The organism is Corynebacterium sp. (assembly GCF_030152825.1).
Lineage (GTDB): Bacteria > Actinomycetota > Actinomycetes > Mycobacteriales > Mycobacteriaceae > Corynebacterium.
The window spans coordinates 96936-112595 of sequence record NZ_JASLIP010000006.1 but is presented as its reverse complement, the minus strand read 5'-3'; the positions used below and the strand labels follow the sequence as shown (position 1 = coordinate 112595).

The 15660-nt window shown below is 67.0% G+C and carries 14 protein-coding genes; 2 read left to right on the top strand and 12 right to left on the bottom strand.

Annotation, left to right across the window (positions count from 1 at the left end):
- Positions 1–68: 68 nt before the first annotated feature.
- From raiA to ahcY, 7 genes are all read right to left on the bottom strand, one after another.
- Positions 69–746 (bottom strand): ribosome-associated translation inhibitor RaiA, encoded by a 678-nt coding sequence (gene raiA / locus Q1V78_RS00950; RefSeq protein ID WP_300610616.1) that lies wholly within the window; start codon positions 744–746, stop codon positions 69–71.
- A 137-nt stretch (positions 747–883) separates the two neighbouring features.
- The gene (locus tag Q1V78_RS00945; RefSeq protein ID WP_300610614.1) at positions 884–1603 is read right to left on the bottom strand and encodes a ComF family protein; all 720 of its coding nucleotides are present in this window, start codon (positions 1601–1603) and stop codon (positions 884–886) included.
- A gap of 116 nt (positions 1604–1719) precedes the next feature.
- Positions 1720–3450, bottom strand: a complete 1731-nt coding sequence (gene lpqB / locus Q1V78_RS00940) for an MtrAB system accessory lipoprotein LpqB (RefSeq protein WP_300610612.1) — start codon at positions 3448–3450, stop codon at positions 1720–1722.
- Positions 3447–5540, bottom strand: coding sequence for an MtrAB system histidine kinase MtrB (mtrB, locus tag Q1V78_RS00935; protein WP_300610609.1), 2094 nt, complete (start codon positions 5538–5540; stop codon positions 3447–3449). Before mtrB ends, lpqB begins: the two co-directional genes overlap by 4 nt.
- 3 nt (positions 5541–5543) lie before the next feature.
- On the bottom strand, positions 5544–6224 hold the full coding sequence (mtrA, locus tag Q1V78_RS00930; protein WP_300610607.1) for an MtrAB system response regulator MtrA: 681 nt from the start codon (positions 6222–6224) through the stop codon (positions 5544–5546).
- Positions 6225–6305: 81 nt separating this feature from the next.
- On the bottom strand, positions 6306–7001 hold the full coding sequence (locus Q1V78_RS00925) for a dTMP kinase (RefSeq protein WP_300610604.1): 696 nt from the start codon (positions 6999–7001) through the stop codon (positions 6306–6308).
- Positions 7002–7064: 63 nt separating this feature from the next.
- Positions 7065–8552 carry an adenosylhomocysteinase gene (gene ahcY, locus Q1V78_RS00920; RefSeq protein ID WP_300610602.1) on the bottom strand — a complete coding sequence of 496 codons (1488 nt, stop codon included), beginning with the start codon at positions 8550–8552 and terminating at the stop codon, positions 7065–7067.
- 235 nt (positions 8553–8787) lie between these two features.
- On the opposite strand from ahcY, the gene Q1V78_RS00915 reads away from it, so the two are divergent.
- Positions 8788–9597 (top strand): hypothetical protein, encoded by an 810-nt coding sequence (locus Q1V78_RS00915; protein ID WP_300610600.1) that lies wholly within the window; start codon positions 8788–8790, stop codon positions 9595–9597.
- A 98-nt stretch (positions 9598–9695) separates the two neighbouring features.
- On the opposite strand, the gene manA is transcribed toward Q1V78_RS00915, so the two are convergent.
- The 3 genes from manA to Q1V78_RS00900 all read right to left on the bottom strand — a co-directional run bounded on the left by manA (position 9696) and on the right by Q1V78_RS00900 (position 13044).
- Complete coding sequence (gene manA / locus Q1V78_RS00910) at positions 9696–10967, bottom strand: mannose-6-phosphate isomerase, class I (protein WP_300610599.1); 1272 nt, start codon at positions 10965–10967, stop codon at positions 9696–9698.
- A gap of 129 nt (positions 10968–11096) precedes the next feature.
- Positions 11097–12485, bottom strand: a complete 1389-nt coding sequence (locus Q1V78_RS00905) for a phosphomannomutase/phosphoglucomutase (protein ID WP_300610597.1) — start codon at positions 12483–12485, stop codon at positions 11097–11099.
- Positions 12486–12561: 76 nt separating this feature from the next.
- Positions 12562–13044 (bottom strand): DUF3499 family protein, encoded by a 483-nt coding sequence (locus Q1V78_RS00900; RefSeq protein WP_300610706.1) that lies wholly within the window; start codon positions 13042–13044, stop codon positions 12562–12564.
- A gap of 79 nt (positions 13045–13123) precedes the next feature.
- Between Q1V78_RS00900 and Q1V78_RS00895 the strand changes: the two genes are divergently transcribed.
- Positions 13124–13588 carry a metallopeptidase family protein gene (locus tag Q1V78_RS00895; RefSeq protein WP_300610594.1) on the top strand — a complete coding sequence of 155 codons (465 nt, stop codon included), beginning with the start codon at positions 13124–13126 and terminating at the stop codon, positions 13586–13588.
- A 125-nt stretch (positions 13589–13713) separates the two neighbouring features.
- Here the strand turns inward: Q1V78_RS00895 and Q1V78_RS00890 are convergent, their stop codons facing one another.
- Positions 13714–14022, bottom strand: coding sequence for a WhiB family transcriptional regulator (locus Q1V78_RS00890; RefSeq protein WP_012359725.1), 309 nt, complete (start codon positions 14020–14022; stop codon positions 13714–13716).
- A 486-nt stretch (positions 14023–14508) separates the two neighbouring features.
- On the bottom strand, positions 14509–15621 hold the full coding sequence (locus Q1V78_RS00885; RefSeq protein WP_300610592.1) for an NDP-sugar synthase: 1113 nt from the start codon (positions 15619–15621) through the stop codon (positions 14509–14511).
- Positions 15622–15660 lie beyond the last annotated feature (39 nt).

The following is a 15660-nucleotide window of genomic DNA, read 5'->3' as shown; positions in this document are numbered from 1 at the left end:
CACATAAAAACTCGGGGTGGCCACACGGCTCTAGGCTTCGTGGCCACCCCGAGTTCAGGAGTTATCCGCTAGTTGTTTTCCGGCTTCAGCGTGATGAGGCCGTAGTCGAAAGCGTGGCGGCGGTACACCACGGAAGGCTGCGAGTTCTCCTCGTTGACGAAGAGGTAGAAGTCGTGGCCCACCAGCTCCATCTCGCTGAGCGCCTCGTCGACGCTCATCGGCTTCGCGGAGTGGGTCTTGGAACGCACGACCTGACCCGGCTGGAACTGATCCTCGTACGGGTCGACGTCGTACTTGCCCGGCTTCTCCTCCTGGTGCGGCTTTGCCTCCTCGACCAGGGCTGCGGTCGCCTCGCCCATGCCGACCGGCGCGCGGTGGCCGGACTTCGGGGTCTTGCGGCGCACCTTCACCTTGCGCAGGGAGCGCTCCATGCGGGCCAGCGCAACCTCGAGCGCTGCGTAGAAGGAGTCCTCCTTCGCCTCGGCGCGGGCGATGTGGCCCTTGCCGGACGCGGTGATCTGGATGCGGTCGGACTCATCCGCGCGGCGTGGGTTGTTCTCGTGCTTGAGCTCCACGTGGAAGTACGTCAGGGTCGGGTCCAGGCGCTCGATCTTGGCCAACTTCGTGTTGACGCGCTCCGCGAAGTGCTCTGGCACCGTGACATTACGACCGGTGATCTCGACCTGAGCGTTCGGCACAGCCCGCTCCTCAGCCTGGAAATCAGCCTTCTTGTTGTCGGTCGACATGCTCACCCTCCTGGTTCTTTCGCTTCAGACCAGTGGCGGATTTGCCACTGGCTGGTAACGAATGCTTCACCCGCAACTATACCGATCCGCCACCCCGGCTGCAGCGGATTTTCAAGCCCCCGGTGGAGCTTTTCCGGCTATGCGTGGCATGCGGTCAGCGCCGCCCGGACGGGCACGCCTCGGGCTGCCAGGGCCAGCGCCAACTGGGCGATCGTCGCCCCGGTCGTGCAGACGTCATCCACGATCAGCACCTCCCCTCCCGCACGGCTGAATTCCGCGAGTTTTCGGATGTCACCTCGGCTCAACCTAAGGTTCTCCGCCAGGGAGGCCCGCCGCTGCAGCCTGCTCAACCCCACTGCGTCCGGGGCGCGGTCGTCCAGCTCGGCGATGGCTGCCACTTGCGCCCCAGGCAGTGCGTGCGCCAGCTCGCGGGCGGCCGCCGTGACGATATCCCCACCCCGGGCCTTCGCCGCCGCCCGGCGCGTGGGCGCTGGGACGAGCGCGACCGGGCACAACCCTGGGTGCGGGAGTTCTCCCCCGGCCGCGAGGTACTCCACCGCCCCGGCCCAGACCCGACCGATGACCTTCGTGGCGGGTGCTCGCATGTGGTCCTTGGCCGCGAGAACAATCGCCCGGTGCGCCCCGCCGTAGGGTCCGCAGGCGAACACCGGGACGCTCGGCACCCGCGGGTCGATCCGCTGCGGAGCCACCGTGAGTTCGAGGGCGCAGTCCACGCACAGCGCTGCCCCGGCCAAGCCGCCTGCCCGGCTGGCCCGTTCCGCGACCCGGCCGCAGCACATGCAGTCGTTACGCAGCAGCAGATCCGCCGCCGTCTCGATCCAGCCCCCAGCTGACACGTAGAGCCCCCTTGTCCCCGCACTCCCCTTGTTTTACCCCGGCGTCGTCCCGGGAGCCCCGGGATCGAACATTTTCTTGCAGGACGTGCTCGCGAGACCCCCGCAATCGCGCAACGCTAGTGGGCGACCACCGGTATCGCCCGCTGCCCCACCAGCCCCGGCACCTCACGCCAGTACTTCGGGTCGGAATCATCCCGGTTCAGCATCACCAGCGCCCGACCATCCGTGGCGTACAGCGCCTGTCCCGTGGACGCCACCGCCACCACCGGGGCAGCGATGTTACGCGCGGACTCCTGCCGGGCCATCGACCCATCCACCGCCAGGTGCCATACGGGGGCGTCGTTGGCGCGGGTGCCCACCAGCAGGGTGCCGTCGTGCTGCCAGCCCACCGAGACGGCCGTGTCCCCCAACTGATAGCCGATCTCCTCCAGCTTGCCCAGGCGCACCCCGCCGCGCTCCCGGTCGTGCAGGACCGCGACGTACACCTTGCCGTCGATCAGCAGGGCGGCGCGCACGCCGTCGCGGGAGATCCGGAACATGCTGATCCGCGCGTCCGGCCCCAGGCGCTCCACCGCCCCGGCCTCCACCGGCTCCTCCACGAGGTTTCCGGTACGGCCAGAGCGCACGAAGCGCTTGATTTCCTGCCCGTCGGCAACCGTGTACAGGGCGCGGGCGTCGCCACTCCACGTCGGGCGGGTCAGAGACTTCGATTCCAACAGCTCCTGCGGCGCCCCCTCCGACTTGCCGACCAGCAGGCGGCGCGGTCTTTCGCCCATTCCCGCGACGGCGGCGAACATGTTCTCCTGGGCGGAGACCGCCAAGGACTCGATGTAGTTCGACGCCAACCAGCCGCCCATCGCCACGGCATCGGCATCGGACTCGCTGAGTTCACGCACCTGGCCACCGGAGACCGCGCGCAGCGTCCCCGCAGCGCTGGCTCGTGGGTCGAACTCGGAGACGTCATTGACCCGCCACGTCTGTCCGACCTCCTCGGAGAGCAGGGTGCCGTCCGCGATCAGCCGGTACGGGCCGCGCACGTCCGCACCCGCCAACGTCCACACCACCTGGGCTCCCAGCAGCCGGCGAGCCTCCGGATTCAGCCCGGTCAGGCCGGTGAACTCTACCTCAAACTCGCCCTCCCCGGTCCGCTGGGTTCGCACCGTCGCCATCGGCGGGATCAGCGAGTTCACCGCATCGCCCAGCAGCGGGTTCGGACCATTGTTCAGCAGCGAGACCATCGAGGCCCCGATGGACTGCTGGCGGGCGTATACCCACCGCCGGTCGGGTACGAGCATCGAACCACGCGGGTTCACGAAGTACAGGTCCCGAGCCTCGTAGGCGGAGAAAAAGTCCGCGCGATCCAGCACTACCGCGTCGCGCAGATTGGAAATCCGCCACTGGCCCCGCTCCTGCACCATCTCGTAGGTGGTTTCATAGCCCGTGAACTCCGGGGTGAACACCCCGCCCGGGGAGAGCGTGCCCAGCACGTTGCCGCGCACGCGGTAGGTGATCGTGCCGTCACGGACCGCGCCATCAGAATTGATGAACACGCGGTCCAGCACCTTCGTTTTACGCTCCGGGCGCCACTGATCCGCCCGCTCGGTGGTGAGGAACTTCCGGGCCGCTGCGTAATCGCTGGCCGGGTGGGCACTCGCCGCAAAGAAGTCGCGCAGCAGCAGGTCCGAGGGCTGGTTGTCCTTCGGTTCGACGACGTCCTCCACGTCCGGCATGGGCGAATAGGAGCTGATCACCTCCGGTGCGGAATCACCCGGCAACGTCGTGCATCCGGTGGCCACGAGAGTGCCACAGGCCACCAGCGTGGTGCCGATCAGTTTGAGCTTCCTCACGAGTCCTCCCCTTCCGGCTGCGGGTCCTCATCACCGCTGGAACCGCCGGACGCGCGGCGCGCGGCGTGCTCGTCACGGCGTTCCGCTGCGTTGTCGACAGGCTGAACTTCATGATCCGCATTGGTCTGGGTTCCAGCTGCCCCTATTCCCTCGGACTGGTGCTCATCGCCCTGGATCTGGGCATCCTGGGGCTCGGCATCCTGGACGCCATCGGTCTGGACGTCCTCGGTATCGTGCTCGACCACCGCTGGGACGGCCAGCGGCAGCGGCGAGGTCCCGGCCTTCGAGCCCGCCTTGCGCGGCAAGGTCAGCCGGAAGCAGGAGCCCACGCCGGGCTCGCCGATGGCGTCCAGCACACCGCCGTGCAGCTTGGCGTCTTCCCTGGCAATCGCCAGGCCAAGGCCCGTGCCGCCAGTCCGGCGCTCGCGGGATGGGTCCGAGCGCCAGAAGCGGTTGAACACCATCTCCTCCTCGCCCGGGTTCAGTCCCACGCCGTGGTCCGTGACGGTGATCGCCACGTTGCGTTCCGTGGCCGCCAAGGCAACCTCCACCGGGTGCCCCTCAGAGTGGTCCACCGCGTTGGCCAACAGGTTGCGCAGGATGCGCTCCACGCGGCGGGAGTCCACCTCCGCGGTGACTGGCTCCTCCGGTAGATCCAGGTGGAACTCCACGCCCAGGTCCTCGGCAAGGCCACGGACCTGCGCCAGCGCAGAATGGACCACACCACGCATATCGATCTTCTCCGCCGAGAGATTCGCCTGGCCCGCGTCGTGGCGCGAGATCTCCAGCAGGTCGCCCAACAGCATCTCGAAACGATCGAGCTCTTTGTCCATCAGGTCCGCTGCACGCGCGGTCAACGGGTCGAGGTTCTCCGCGTTGTCCTTGATGAGGTCCGCGGCCATGCGCACGGTCGTCAGCGGCGTGCGCAGCTCGTGGGAGACATCCGAGGTGAACTGGCGCTGCAGGGAGCCAAACTCCTCCAGGTTGCGAATCTGCGCGGACAGCGACTCAGCCATCTCGTTGAAGGAAATAGACAGGCGCGCGACCTCGTCTTGGCCATCCACGACCATGCGCTCGCGCAGGTGACCGGCCGCGAAACGCTCCGCGATGCGGGATGCGGAACGCACCGGGACGGTGAGCTGCTGGGCGAATACCCACGCGATGACCACCAAGAGAACCAGCAGCACGATCGCGCCCGCCAGCAGCAGACCGCGCATCAGGTTCAAGGTGTTTTCCTCCGCGTCCAGCGGCATCACCAAGTAGAGCTCGATGCCAGACACATCGCTGGCCACGGGCGTGCCAATGACCAGGGCCTTGAAGGTCTGCGTGCCCTCCGTCATCGTCGTGTACTGGTAGGAAACCTGCCCCTGCTGCACGAAGTTGCGCAGCCTCGGCGGGATCACCGCCTCCTGCGGCACCCGGACCTCGTCGCCAGCAGAAGAGCTTGCCATCAGCACCGGCTCGTAGACCGCGGAATTTGCCTTCGCGGTGGAGCCGGAGTCCGCTAGCACCGCTCTGGCTGCACTGAGCCGCACGGGCAGCGGGTTCGAGGTATCCGTGGCGGCGATCTGTTCCTCCACGGTCGCGCGTGCCCGGTGGATCTCTTCGGTGGCCGAGGAGTACTTCGCACTCAGCAGCTGCTGGTTCAAAAAGCTGATGAGCACGAAGCCCAGCGCCAGAATGACCAGCACCGAGGAGAGGAATACCGAGCCAATCACGCGCACCTGGATCGAGGTGCGCCACTTGAACAGCAGGCGGTACCACAGGCTTTTCGCCGTGGCGGCAGGGTGACGCAGCGCGGAGCGCCACGTGGGCCTCTCCGGCCCCGACGCCGGCGCGACCTCAAGCTCCGGGGAAGGCCCTGCCCCACCGGCCCCTGTCGCAACAGCCCCATCTGCGGGTTGCGTGCCCTCCTCAGCGGACACTGCCGTCGAGGCACTCTCCCCTGGCTGCGCTACGCGGTCCACACCCGCGGTCAGCGCCGAGCCAACCCCGTCCGCGCGCACCGGCGAGCCGGCCGAGCGGCGCGACTCGGTATCAGTCAGCGCATCGGGCTCGGCCGGGCCATTCGGCGGGACGGGGTTGGGCATAAGCTACTCGCCCGACTTGTAGCCGATACCGCGGACGGTCAGCACAACCTGTGGGTCATCCGGGTCGCGCTCCACCTTGGAGCGCAGGCGCTGGACATGCACGTTCACCAGGCGGGTGTCACCGGACTTGCGGTAGCCCCAGACCTTCTCCAGCAGCTCCTCGCGACTGAACACCTGCCCCGGCCGGGAGGCCAGGGTGGTCAGCAGGTCGAACTCGATGGGGGTCAGGTTGATGACCTCCCCGCCCCGGGTGATCTCATGACCGGCGGTGTCGATCTCCACCTCTCCCACGCGGATGGTGGTGGACTCAGTGGCCTCCTCCGGGCTACGGCGCAGGCGGGCGCGGACGCGGGCGATGAGCTCCTTCGGCTTGAAGGGCTTGGTGATGTAATCATCCGCGCCGGACTCCAGGCCGAGCACGACGTCCACCGTGTCCGTGCGGGCGGTGAGCATCACGATCGGCACCGTGGAGAACTCGCGCACCGTGCGACAGACGTCGATCCCACTCATTCCGGGCAGCATGACGTCCAGCAGAATCAGGTCGGGGTCGTGCTCCCGGGCTGCGGTGACAGCGTCGTTGCCGTCGCCAACCACGACCGTGTCGAAACCTTCGTTCTGCAGCACGATGGTGAGCATCTCCGAGATCGCCGGATCGTCGTCGACCACCAGAATCTTGGCTGTCATGAGCGCAGTGTTTCCTTCACTTTTCTTGAGTTTAAAGTCTTAGCTTCTTTGTACTATGCCGGGCAGACACGCCCGTGGGGTTTAGGAGTCCAGCTCCCGGTACCCGGCCTCAATCCGGTCGGCGAGCTGGCTGGCCCGCTCAGCCACGCCCCCGGCCTCCGAGGCCACGACCTGCCATGGGCCCAGCCACTCGGCGGCGGCCAGGCTGCGGTAGGCCTCAAGGGTGCGCTGCTGCAGCCCGCCGTCGGACTCATAGGCATCGCGGGTGCGGGCGGCGTCCTGCTGCTCACGGGACTTCGCCCGCTCACCGGCAACCTCCGCGCTGGCGTCCACCAGCACCTGCAGATCCGGCACCGGGGAACCCAGATCATCGATCTCCAGGCTGCGAACCCACTCCACCACCGGGTGCTCGGCGGGATCCACAGGCTCCTCGCCCTCGGCCGCCTCGCCAGCCAACCGGGCCGCGGAGTACGCCGCATTGGAGGCCACGAAGCGGTCCATCAGCACGATGTAGCCATCGGCATCCAGGTCCTCGAGCTGCTCGGCGACCTCCGCGCGGTCCAGCGCGAAGAGGGTGGCCATGCCGTGGACCGAGTCGATGAGGTCTCCCATCTTCCCAGTCAGTGCCCGCTGCGCGAGCTGGGCGTGCACGGAGTCCTCGTAGCGGGGGAAGCTCACCCGCGCGACGGGCAGCTCCCGGGCCAGCAGCTCGGCCTCCAGCGCGGTGACCAGGGTGTTCTTCCCGGCGCCGTCGATGCCCTCAAAAGCGATGATCATGGGTTCTTCTCGGTCTCTACTTTCCTACCGTTCGCCGCCCCAGCAACGGGCGGGGACGTGCCTTTAGTAGCGGTAGTGCTCCGGCTTGTACGGACCCTCGACGTCCACGCCGATGTACTCCGCCTGCTCCTTGGTCAGCTTCGTGAGCTTGCCGCCGAGCGCCTCGACGTGGATGCGGGCGACCTTCTCGTCCAGGACTTTCGGCAGGCGGTAGACCTCGTTGCTGTACTGATCGGTGTTCTTGAACAGCTCGATCTGCGCGATGGTCTGGTCTGCGAAGGAGGTGGACATGACGAAGGACGGGTGGCCGGTGGCGTTACCCAGGTTCAGCAGGCGCCCCTCGGAGAGGACGATGATGCTGATCTGCTCGCCCTCGGCGTTAGGGAAGCTGAACTCGTCGACCTGCGGCTTGATGTTTACGCGGGTGACGTCGTCGCGGTGTAGGAGGCTGGCCATGTCGATCTCGTTGTCGAAGTGGCCGATGTTGCCCAGGACGGCGTGGTCCTTCATCTTCTGCATCTGCTCGAAGGTGATGATGCCCAGGTTGCCCGTCGCGGTGATGACGATGTCCGCCGTACCGATGGCGTCGTCGACGGTGACGACCGGGAAGCCGTCCATCAGCGCCTGCAGCGCGTTGATCGGGTCCGCCTCGGTGACGACGACGCGCGCACCCTGACCAGCGAAGGCCTCGGCGCAGCCCTTGCCGACGTCGCCGTAGCCGCAGACCAGAACGGACTTGCCGCCGACGAGCATGTCGGTGGCGCGGTTGATGCCGTCCAGGAGGCTGTGGCGGGTGCCGTACTTGTTATCGAACTTGGACTTGGTGACCGCGTCGTTGACGTTCATCGCCGGGAACGGGAGGGTGCCCTGCTCGGCGAAGTGGTACAGGCGGTGCACGCCGGTGGTGGTCTCCTCGGTGACACCCTTGATCTGCTCGGCGTTGTTGGTCCAGAAGGTGTTATCGCGCTGGAAGACACGGTTCAGCATGCCCAGGAACTCGCCGTATTCATCGGAGTCACCCTCGCCCGGCTCCGGGACCAGGCCGGCCTGCTCAAACTCCTTGCCCTTGATGACGGCCATGGTGGCGTCGCCACCGTCGTCCAGGATCATGTTCGGATAAACGGGCTCTCCGTTGGCGTCGGTGCCCCAGGTGAAAATCTGCTCGAGGCACCACCAGTACTCGGCCAGGGTCTCCCCCTTCCAGGCGAAGACGGGCACGCCCGCAGGCTGCTCCGGGGCGCCGTCACCCACGACGATGGCCGCTGCGGCCTCGTCCTGCGTGGAAAAGATGTTGCAGGAAGCCCAGCGAACCTCCGCGCCCAGGGCGGTGAGGGTCTCGATGAGGACGGCAGTCTGGACCGTCATGTGGATCGAACCTGCGATGCGGGCGCCGGCCAGGGGCTGCTCGTCGGCGTACTCGCGGCGCAACTCCATCAGACCCGGCATCTCGTGTTCCGCCAGGCGGATTTGGTGGCGGCCGGACTCAGCGAGGCTGAGGTCGCGGATCTTGAATTCGAGGTCTCCGATGCTGTCTGGAGTCAGGGTTGCCATATTCGAATACTCTCCTTGGGCTACTGAATGCTTTAACTCGCCCAAGTCTAGCCCTCTCGCCCGATAAGGTGCCGAGCTGGGCGCGGGAGCGGTCGGAAATAATCCCGGGTTGGGGGTGGCGTGAGCTGCCGAGATCAGATAGCGTAATGAAAACGTTATAAATGGTGTTGATCGGCACTCTGCACGATCACGCAACATAAACACGCAGCCGAAGACGACGAAGGAGGATAGTGCCGTGACTAACACGGACGAGCCACGCTCTGGTTCCAAGGGCATCCTCAGCTTCGTCGCTGCCGGTTTGACCCTCGCTGTGGGCATCACCGCCTGGACCTGGAATTCCGCGGTGTCCAACACCGCAGCCGACCTGGACGAAACGAGCACCGCTGCGACGAGCCAGCTCGCTAGCGATCAGGCTTCCCGGTCCACCGCCACGAGCTCCAGCTCGAAGGCCACCCGTTCCACCTCCTCCCCCACACCGGAGCAGGATGAAGGCGGCAACGGAACCCCGGCGGATCCGACCGAGAAGATCGACGCGCCCGCCCACGGCGGCAACCTCGCCCCGCTGGGTAATGACCCGCTGCTACCGCCGGACACCTGGCGGGGCGGCTACCAGGCACCCTCCCCGCAGCAGACGATCGTGGAGGACGCAGAGCCCCCCGTCACGTCCCCAAAGAACCTTCCGGACCAGTCGCAGATTCCGGGCATCAAGCTCCCGCCCCTGCCCACCGAGTGGCCTTCCACGCTGCCGGGCGTTCCTGGGAAGCCACCGGCTACCAACAACCCGAAGCCGTCCACGCCGACCACGCCGACGCCAGGCGCACCGAACGATACGACCACGAAGCCGGGCGGTGGCGAGGTCGATTCGGGTGAGCAGCCCGATCGGCCGAACACAGGCTCGAGCGACAGTGGCCAGGGCGGTACGCCCGCCCCGTCAACGAAGCCGGATAACGGCACCAAGACCGACGGCGAGGGAGCAGACAAGCAGGACTCCCCGCAGCCTGAGGTGGCCCCAACCCCCGAGCCGACGCCCCGTCCAGAGCGCTAAAGCGCAGGAGCGGTGTCCTTCCCCGCTCCCGTCACGCGGGATCCTTTCGCGAGCGCAGTTTTAACCCCGCAAGGCTGAACCACACCGTCGCAGCGAGGCTAGTCGAGCGCGGTAGCGTCGCCCACGGTCACGATAAAGGCGGTGGCGTCGAACTCAGCTTCCCTGGTTCCCTCACCGCGAGCAGTAACGGACACGCGGCCGTCGGTGGCCCCCACCCACACGGCGGAGCCGGAAGCGACGGGCAGCTCCTGCGTCGCTGACGTCACCGTCAGCTCACCGCCAGCGGCGAGAACCACCGCGGGCTCCTCGAGCACCATGCTGGCCCCCGGTCGCAGCGTGCGCACCCGGAAGTCCGCCACCGGGGTGCGGTACTCAGCCGTCGCCTGGTCGCCGTCAGCGAAGACCTCGCAGCGCGGCTCGGCAAGAGGAGAGGCGTCCAAGATATTGAGCAGTTCGGCCACATCCATGTGCTTGGCGGTCAGGCCACCGCGCAGCACGTTATTGGAGTTCGCCATGACCTCCACGCCCATGCCCTTCAGGTAGGCGTGCAGCTGGCCTGCGGCAAGGAACACTGCCTCTCCAGGGCGCAGGGACACGCGATTGAGCAGCAGGGCGACCAGGATGCCCGGATCGGAAGGGTAATCACGCTGCAGCTCCACCACCGTGCGGGCCGCCTCGCCCAAGATGCCCGGCTCCCCGCGCAGCGGTTCGCAACGCTCGAGCAGGGCGGCGACGCGCCCCTCAGCATCGGCGGGCGAAAGGCTCAGCCACTCGCCGAGCACCTCACGCAGGGCGGCCGACTCGGTGACCCCAGCCGGGTCGCCTTCCGCGCCCGGCAGGGCGGCCGCGAGCGCCTCGCACTGAGGGGCGAGCTCCGGCACGTTCAGGTCGCGCAGCAGTTCGACGGTCTGCGCCAGCGGCCGGAAGCCAGCGAGCGCGTGGAACTCCGTCAGCGCGACGAGCAGCTCCGGCTTATGGTTCTTATCCTGATAATTACGGGTCGGATCACCAGCCGGCAGCCCGGCGGCATGCTCCGCGGCGAACCCGGTCTCGGCCTGCGCCTTGGAGGGGTGCGCCTGGATGCTCAGCGCTTTATCGGCGGCCAGCAGCTTGACTAGAAAGGGCAGCTCCGCCAGGTCCGGGCCCAGCTGGCCCGCCGGGTCCTGGCTAATAGCCTCGGCCAGGTCGTGGGGCAGCGCCGATGCTGCACCGGGAGAGCCCGCCAGAATTTCGCTGGGTCCGCCCGGGTGCGCGCCAAACCACGCTTCCGCCTCGCGTTCCGGGGTCGGCGAAGGGCGCCCCATGACTCCTGCAAGGAGTTCAGTGGAGCCCCACTCGAAAGAGTGGATGTTGCCCTTCAGTAGATACACTTTCCTCAGCCTTCAACGCTCGTCGACCGCTCACCGCCGCCGGGTCGGCCATTCAACTAGCCGGCTATTCTAGCCTCTCACCCGCCCGCCGGCGGTAATCCGCGGGGTGTGCCCGCGGCGTTCCCGCAGCTAGCCGCGGATGTGGCGCAGAGCCTCCTCGACGATCGCGTCCACCTCTTCCTGGGTCGCCGCCTCGGCGTTGAGGCGCAGCAGTGGCTCGGTGTTCGACGCGCGCACGTTGAACCACGCCCCGCCGGTCAGCTCAACGGTTACGCCGTCCATGTCGTCGCTGCTCTCCGTGCGATCCGCGAAGGCTTCCACGACCGCCTTGGTGCTGGCGGCCTGATCCGCGACCTCGGAGTTGATCTCCCCGGAGGCGATGTAGCGCTCGTACTTGCCCTTCAGCTCGGAGAGCGGCTTATCCTGCGCCCCGAGGGTGGCCAGCACGTGCAGCGCGGCCAGCATGCCGGAATCCGCGTTGAAGAAGTCCGAGAAGTAGTAGTGCGCGGAGTGCTCGCCGCCGAAGACCGCGCCCGTCTCGGCCATCTTCGCCTTGATGAAGGAGTGTCCCACGCGGGTGCGCACCGGGGTGCCGCCCAGCTCGGTGACGATCTCCGGAACGGACTTCGAGGTGATGAGGTTGTGGATGATCGTCGCACCCGGATTCTGACCTAGGTAGCGCTCGGCGATCATCGCGCAGACCGTGGACGGGCTGACCGCGTCCCCGTTCTCGTCGACGATGAAGCAGCGGTCGGCGTCGCCGTCGAAGGCGATGCCCAGGTCGCAGCCGTTGTCCACGGTGAACTTCTGCAGGTCCACCAGGTTCTTCGGCTCTAACGGGTTGGCCTCGTGGTTCGGGAAGTTGCCGTCTAGCTCGAAGTAGAGGTCCTTCAGCTCCACCGGCAGCTTGCCGAACACGGCCGGGACGGTCAGCCCGCCCATGCCGTTGCCGGCATCCACCGCGACCTTCAGCGGGCGGATGTCCATCGGGACCAGGGAGAGCAGGTAGTCCGCGTACCCGTCGAGAACATCCTTTTCGGAGGACATCCCCGGCTCGCCGTCGTACGCCGGAACGCCAGCGACGAGCTCCTCCACGATGCACTCCAGGCCCGTGCCCTGGCCGACCGGTTTGGCACCGGCGCGGCAGAGCTTGATTCCGTTGTACTGGGCCGGGTTGTGGGAGGCGGTGAACATCGCGCCCGGGCACTCCCCCACGCCCGCCGCATAGTAGAGCTCGTCGGTGCTCGTCAGGCCGAGGTTCACGGCATCCAGCCCCTGGGCGGTCACGCCCTCGATGAAGGCGGCGGCCAATCCGGGCGAGCTATCGCGCATGTCGTGGCCAACGACCACGCTCTTCGCGCCCTCGGCGCGCATGAGGCGGGCGAAGGAGGCTCCGACGTCGCGAACGAAGCCCTCGCTGATCTGGCCTTCCTGGTCGCCGACCACACCCCGGACGTCGTAGGCCTTGATGACGGCGTTCACGGCGTCGATATCGCGCTGGGCGGACTGCTGTGCCATATTCTCTCCTGATTGCAATACTGCCCAGCGCAGGCTGGGCGGTCGGGCGGGGTCGGCGTTGGTTCTGGGTCAGATTCTAGTCGTTTTCCTGCACCGCACGCAGATGGCGGCGGGGGCGGCTGCTCGGCAGGTTGCCGCGGGCCGGGTGGTGGCCGGTGGGCAACGGGATTTCCTCGCGGCGCACGAGACGCGAGCCAGGGTCCTTCGGCAGCTCGCCGGACTCCTCATAGGCCTGCTGCACCGCCTCGGCGAGGGCGAGGAGCTCCTCCTCATCGGCCTCGTCGTCCGCCGCGTGGCCGTCGGCTACTCCGACGGTGCTCGCGCCGCCGAGGGCCGGTGGCAGGGTTGCGTCCTCAGTCTTGCGGACGAGGCGCCACCCCTGCGGGACGGACGTGCGCTCCACGTGGTCCTCGCAAAGATCCCAGCGGTGGGGATTGCCGGCCGGCTGCAGCGGTCCGATGATGGCGATCTGATCCGCGTAATTAAACTCCAACGTCGCCGCGGCCGGGCGCTGGCAGCCGGGGCGGGAGCAATTTCGGTGTACAGTCACGCGGAACATCTTAGCCAGATTCACCAGCTTGTACATCTGCCCGCGCGCCGCGGGGCGCAAGCCCACCGACCGCGTAGGCTCAATACCCATGAGCCACATCCGCAGAGTGAGGAACGACCCCCGGGGGCGCGGCCCGCGCGGCATTTTGCTGCCGGATCTGCCGCGCTACCGGACCCGCTCTGAGGACTTCGATCAGGCGGTGCTGGATGCCTACGAGCGGATCCTCGACCGCTTCGACGATCAGCTCGCCTCTTTGGACCTCGCGGTGGACCTGGTTCCTCGCATGCGGCTGCAGAGCGGCTACACGCAGTGGCCTTCGGATGTCGTCGCCGACGGCAAGGTGCCGCTGGGTCGGCTGATCCCCGCGGGCGTGGATTCCAGCGGCTCCCCCACCCGTCCCCGGCTGATCGTCTTCCGCCGCCCCGTGGAGATGCGGGCGCGCAGCAAAGAGGAACGGGCGGACATGCTCCGTTACATCGTGACCCGGTTGGTCGCGCATTATCTGAACGTCGGCCCGGAGACCATCGACCCGCGCTTCGACTGGGACCGCTAGTCGGCCACTGCGCGGGAACGCCGGGGAAAGCCCCCGGGAAAAGAAAAACTCACGCGGTCCCGTTCAGAGCGCGTGAGGTCACTCGTGCAGTCCGGCCATAGCGACCGGGCATAGAAGCCGGGTAGTTAGCCGAGGCGCTTCTTCAGCTTGCGTCGCTCGCGCTCGGAGAGGCCACCCCAGATGCCGAAGCGCTCGTCATTAGCGAGGGCATACTCGAGGCACTCATCTCGCACGCCACAGGCCATGCAGATCCGCTTAGCCTCGCGGGTGGAGCCACCCTTCTCCGGAAAGAAGGCCTCCGGGTCCGTCTGGGCGCACAGCGCCTGCTCTTGCCAGTCCTGCTCCACGGCGTCGAAGAGCTTGTCGAAGTCTTGCGTAAGGTCGAAGAGGTTGTGCTGGCGGGCACCTGTGTCCACTCGAGCCTCCCTTTCCATTGCCGCTGACCCCTGCTGCGGCGGGGTGGGATAGGCCGAGCTCGCTGGCTTATCCACGGCAATACTCCTTACTGGTTCGCACTCCCGGCGCTGTGGATGTATCGCCTGAGGTGAAAGTCAAGCGCCTCACCGGGTGTGTTGTTATTGCAGCTATATCGAAGATTACACACGTGTAGTTACGTCCCGTCAAACTTTCTGAAAAACCCGCCCGCCCCAAAAGTCACAGCTGTCACAGAGGTCACTATATCGTCCGCGACAGACAACTAGAACAGACGTTCGAAGGTAACGAGATATCCCGCACACCCCGACCGAAACCACTACATATGGGCCTGCGATCACCGGAAGTGACGTCTCGCGCACAAGATATTGGAAATTCGAAGAAATTTTATTTCCACCCCCGAAAGTCCCGTCGCAGGACCGGCATGCCGCCTCACCGGTGTCGCCGGCGGGCTCCACCGGCCCCGCCCCTAGCACGACGAGGCCGCGCTAAACGTCACTGCTGAAGCGGATTCCGCCGTCCGGGATCGCAACGCCCGGCCACACCCGCGCGCCGGACTCCAGCTCACAGCGAGCACCGATCACGGCCCCCTCGCCGATCACGCAGTCCTCGAGGTGTGCCCGCGCCCCAATGCGCGCGCCCTCCGCGATCACGCAGCGCTCCACCGTGGCCCCAGCCTCGATCTGCACGCCATCGAAAACCACCGAGGACTCCACGCGAGCGCCACCGGAGATCTCCGCACCACGGCCGATCACCGAACCGCCGTAAACCAGCGCACCGCTGGACACCGCGGCGGACTCGTCGACCAGCGCCTCGCCGTGACGTCCTTCCAGCAGCGGAGAGGGCGCAATCCCGCGCACCAGGTCGGAGGAACCGCGCACGAAGTCCCCCGGGGTCCCCAGGTCGCGCCAGTACGCCTGATCCACGTGCCCGAACACGCGCGCCCCGCTGTTCAGCAGCTCCGGGAAGACCTCCCGCTCCACGGACACCGCACGTCCCTGTGGGATGGACTCGATGACGTCCCTATTAAAGACGTAGCTGCCCGCGTTGATCTGGTCCGTCGGCGGATCCTCCGTCTTCTCCAGGAAAGCCTCGACACGGCCGGACGCGTCCGTCGGCACACAGCCGAAGGCACGCGGATCGGCCACGCGCAGCAGGTGCAGGGTGATTTCCGCGTCCTGCTCCACGTGGGTACGCAGGATCGCGCCGAGGTCCGTGCCGCCCAGCACGTCGCCGTTGAAGATCATCGCGCGGTCGTGGCGCAGCTTGCTCGCGACGTTACGGATGCCACCGCCGGTGCCCAGTGGCTCGTCCTCGACGACGTACTCGATCTCCAGGCCCATCTCGGAGCCATCGCCGAAATACTGCTCGAAGACCTCCGCCTTGAAGCTGGTGCCCAGCACCACGTGGGTCATCCCCGCGGCCTTGATGCGGGCCAGCAAGTGCTGCAGGAACGGGGCTCCCGCCACCGGAAGCATCGGCTTCGGGATGCTGTTGGTGAGGGGACGCAGCCGGGTGCCCTTCCCACCGACGAGAATCACCGCGTCGGTCTGCTCCGCCAGAGCTCGGGTATCAAGGCTGTCCTGAGGCGCCTGTGCCATCGCTTACTCCCTCGTGTTCGGCTACTGCTGTAGACAGTC

Coding starts and splice junctions, on each gene's coding strand:
- Q1V78_RS00895 (WP_300610594.1), top strand. CDS start 13,124: ATGAGCCACATCCGCAGAGTGAGGAACGACCCCCGGGGGCGCGGCCCG.
- ahcY (WP_300610602.1), bottom strand. CDS start 8,552: ATGGCAACCCTGACTCCAGACAGCATCGGAGACCTCGAATTCAAGATC.
- Q1V78_RS00925 (WP_300610604.1), bottom strand. CDS start 7,001: ATGATCATCGCTTTTGAGGGCATCGACGGCGCCGGGAAGAACACCCTG.
- raiA (WP_300610616.1), bottom strand. CDS start 746: ATGTCGACCGACAACAAGAAGGCTGATTTCCAGGCTGAGGAGCGGGCT.
- mtrB (WP_300610609.1), bottom strand. CDS start 5,540: ATGCCCAACCCCGTCCCGCCGAATGGCCCGGCCGAGCCCGATGCGCTG.
- Q1V78_RS00885 (WP_300610592.1), bottom strand. CDS start 15,621: ATGGCACAGGCGCCTCAGGACAGCCTTGATACCCGAGCTCTGGCGGAG.
- Q1V78_RS00890 (WP_012359725.1), bottom strand. CDS start 14,022: ATGGAAAGGGAGGCTCGAGTGGACACAGGTGCCCGCCAGCACAACCTC.
- Q1V78_RS00905 (WP_300610597.1), bottom strand. CDS start 12,485: ATGGCACAGCAGTCCGCCCAGCGCGATATCGACGCCGTGAACGCCGTC.
- Q1V78_RS00900 (WP_300610706.1), bottom strand. CDS start 13,044: ATGTTCCGCGTGACTGTACACCGAAATTGCTCCCGCCCCGGCTGCCAG.
- mtrA (WP_300610607.1), bottom strand. CDS start 6,224: ATGACAGCCAAGATTCTGGTGGTCGACGACGATCCGGCGATCTCGGAG.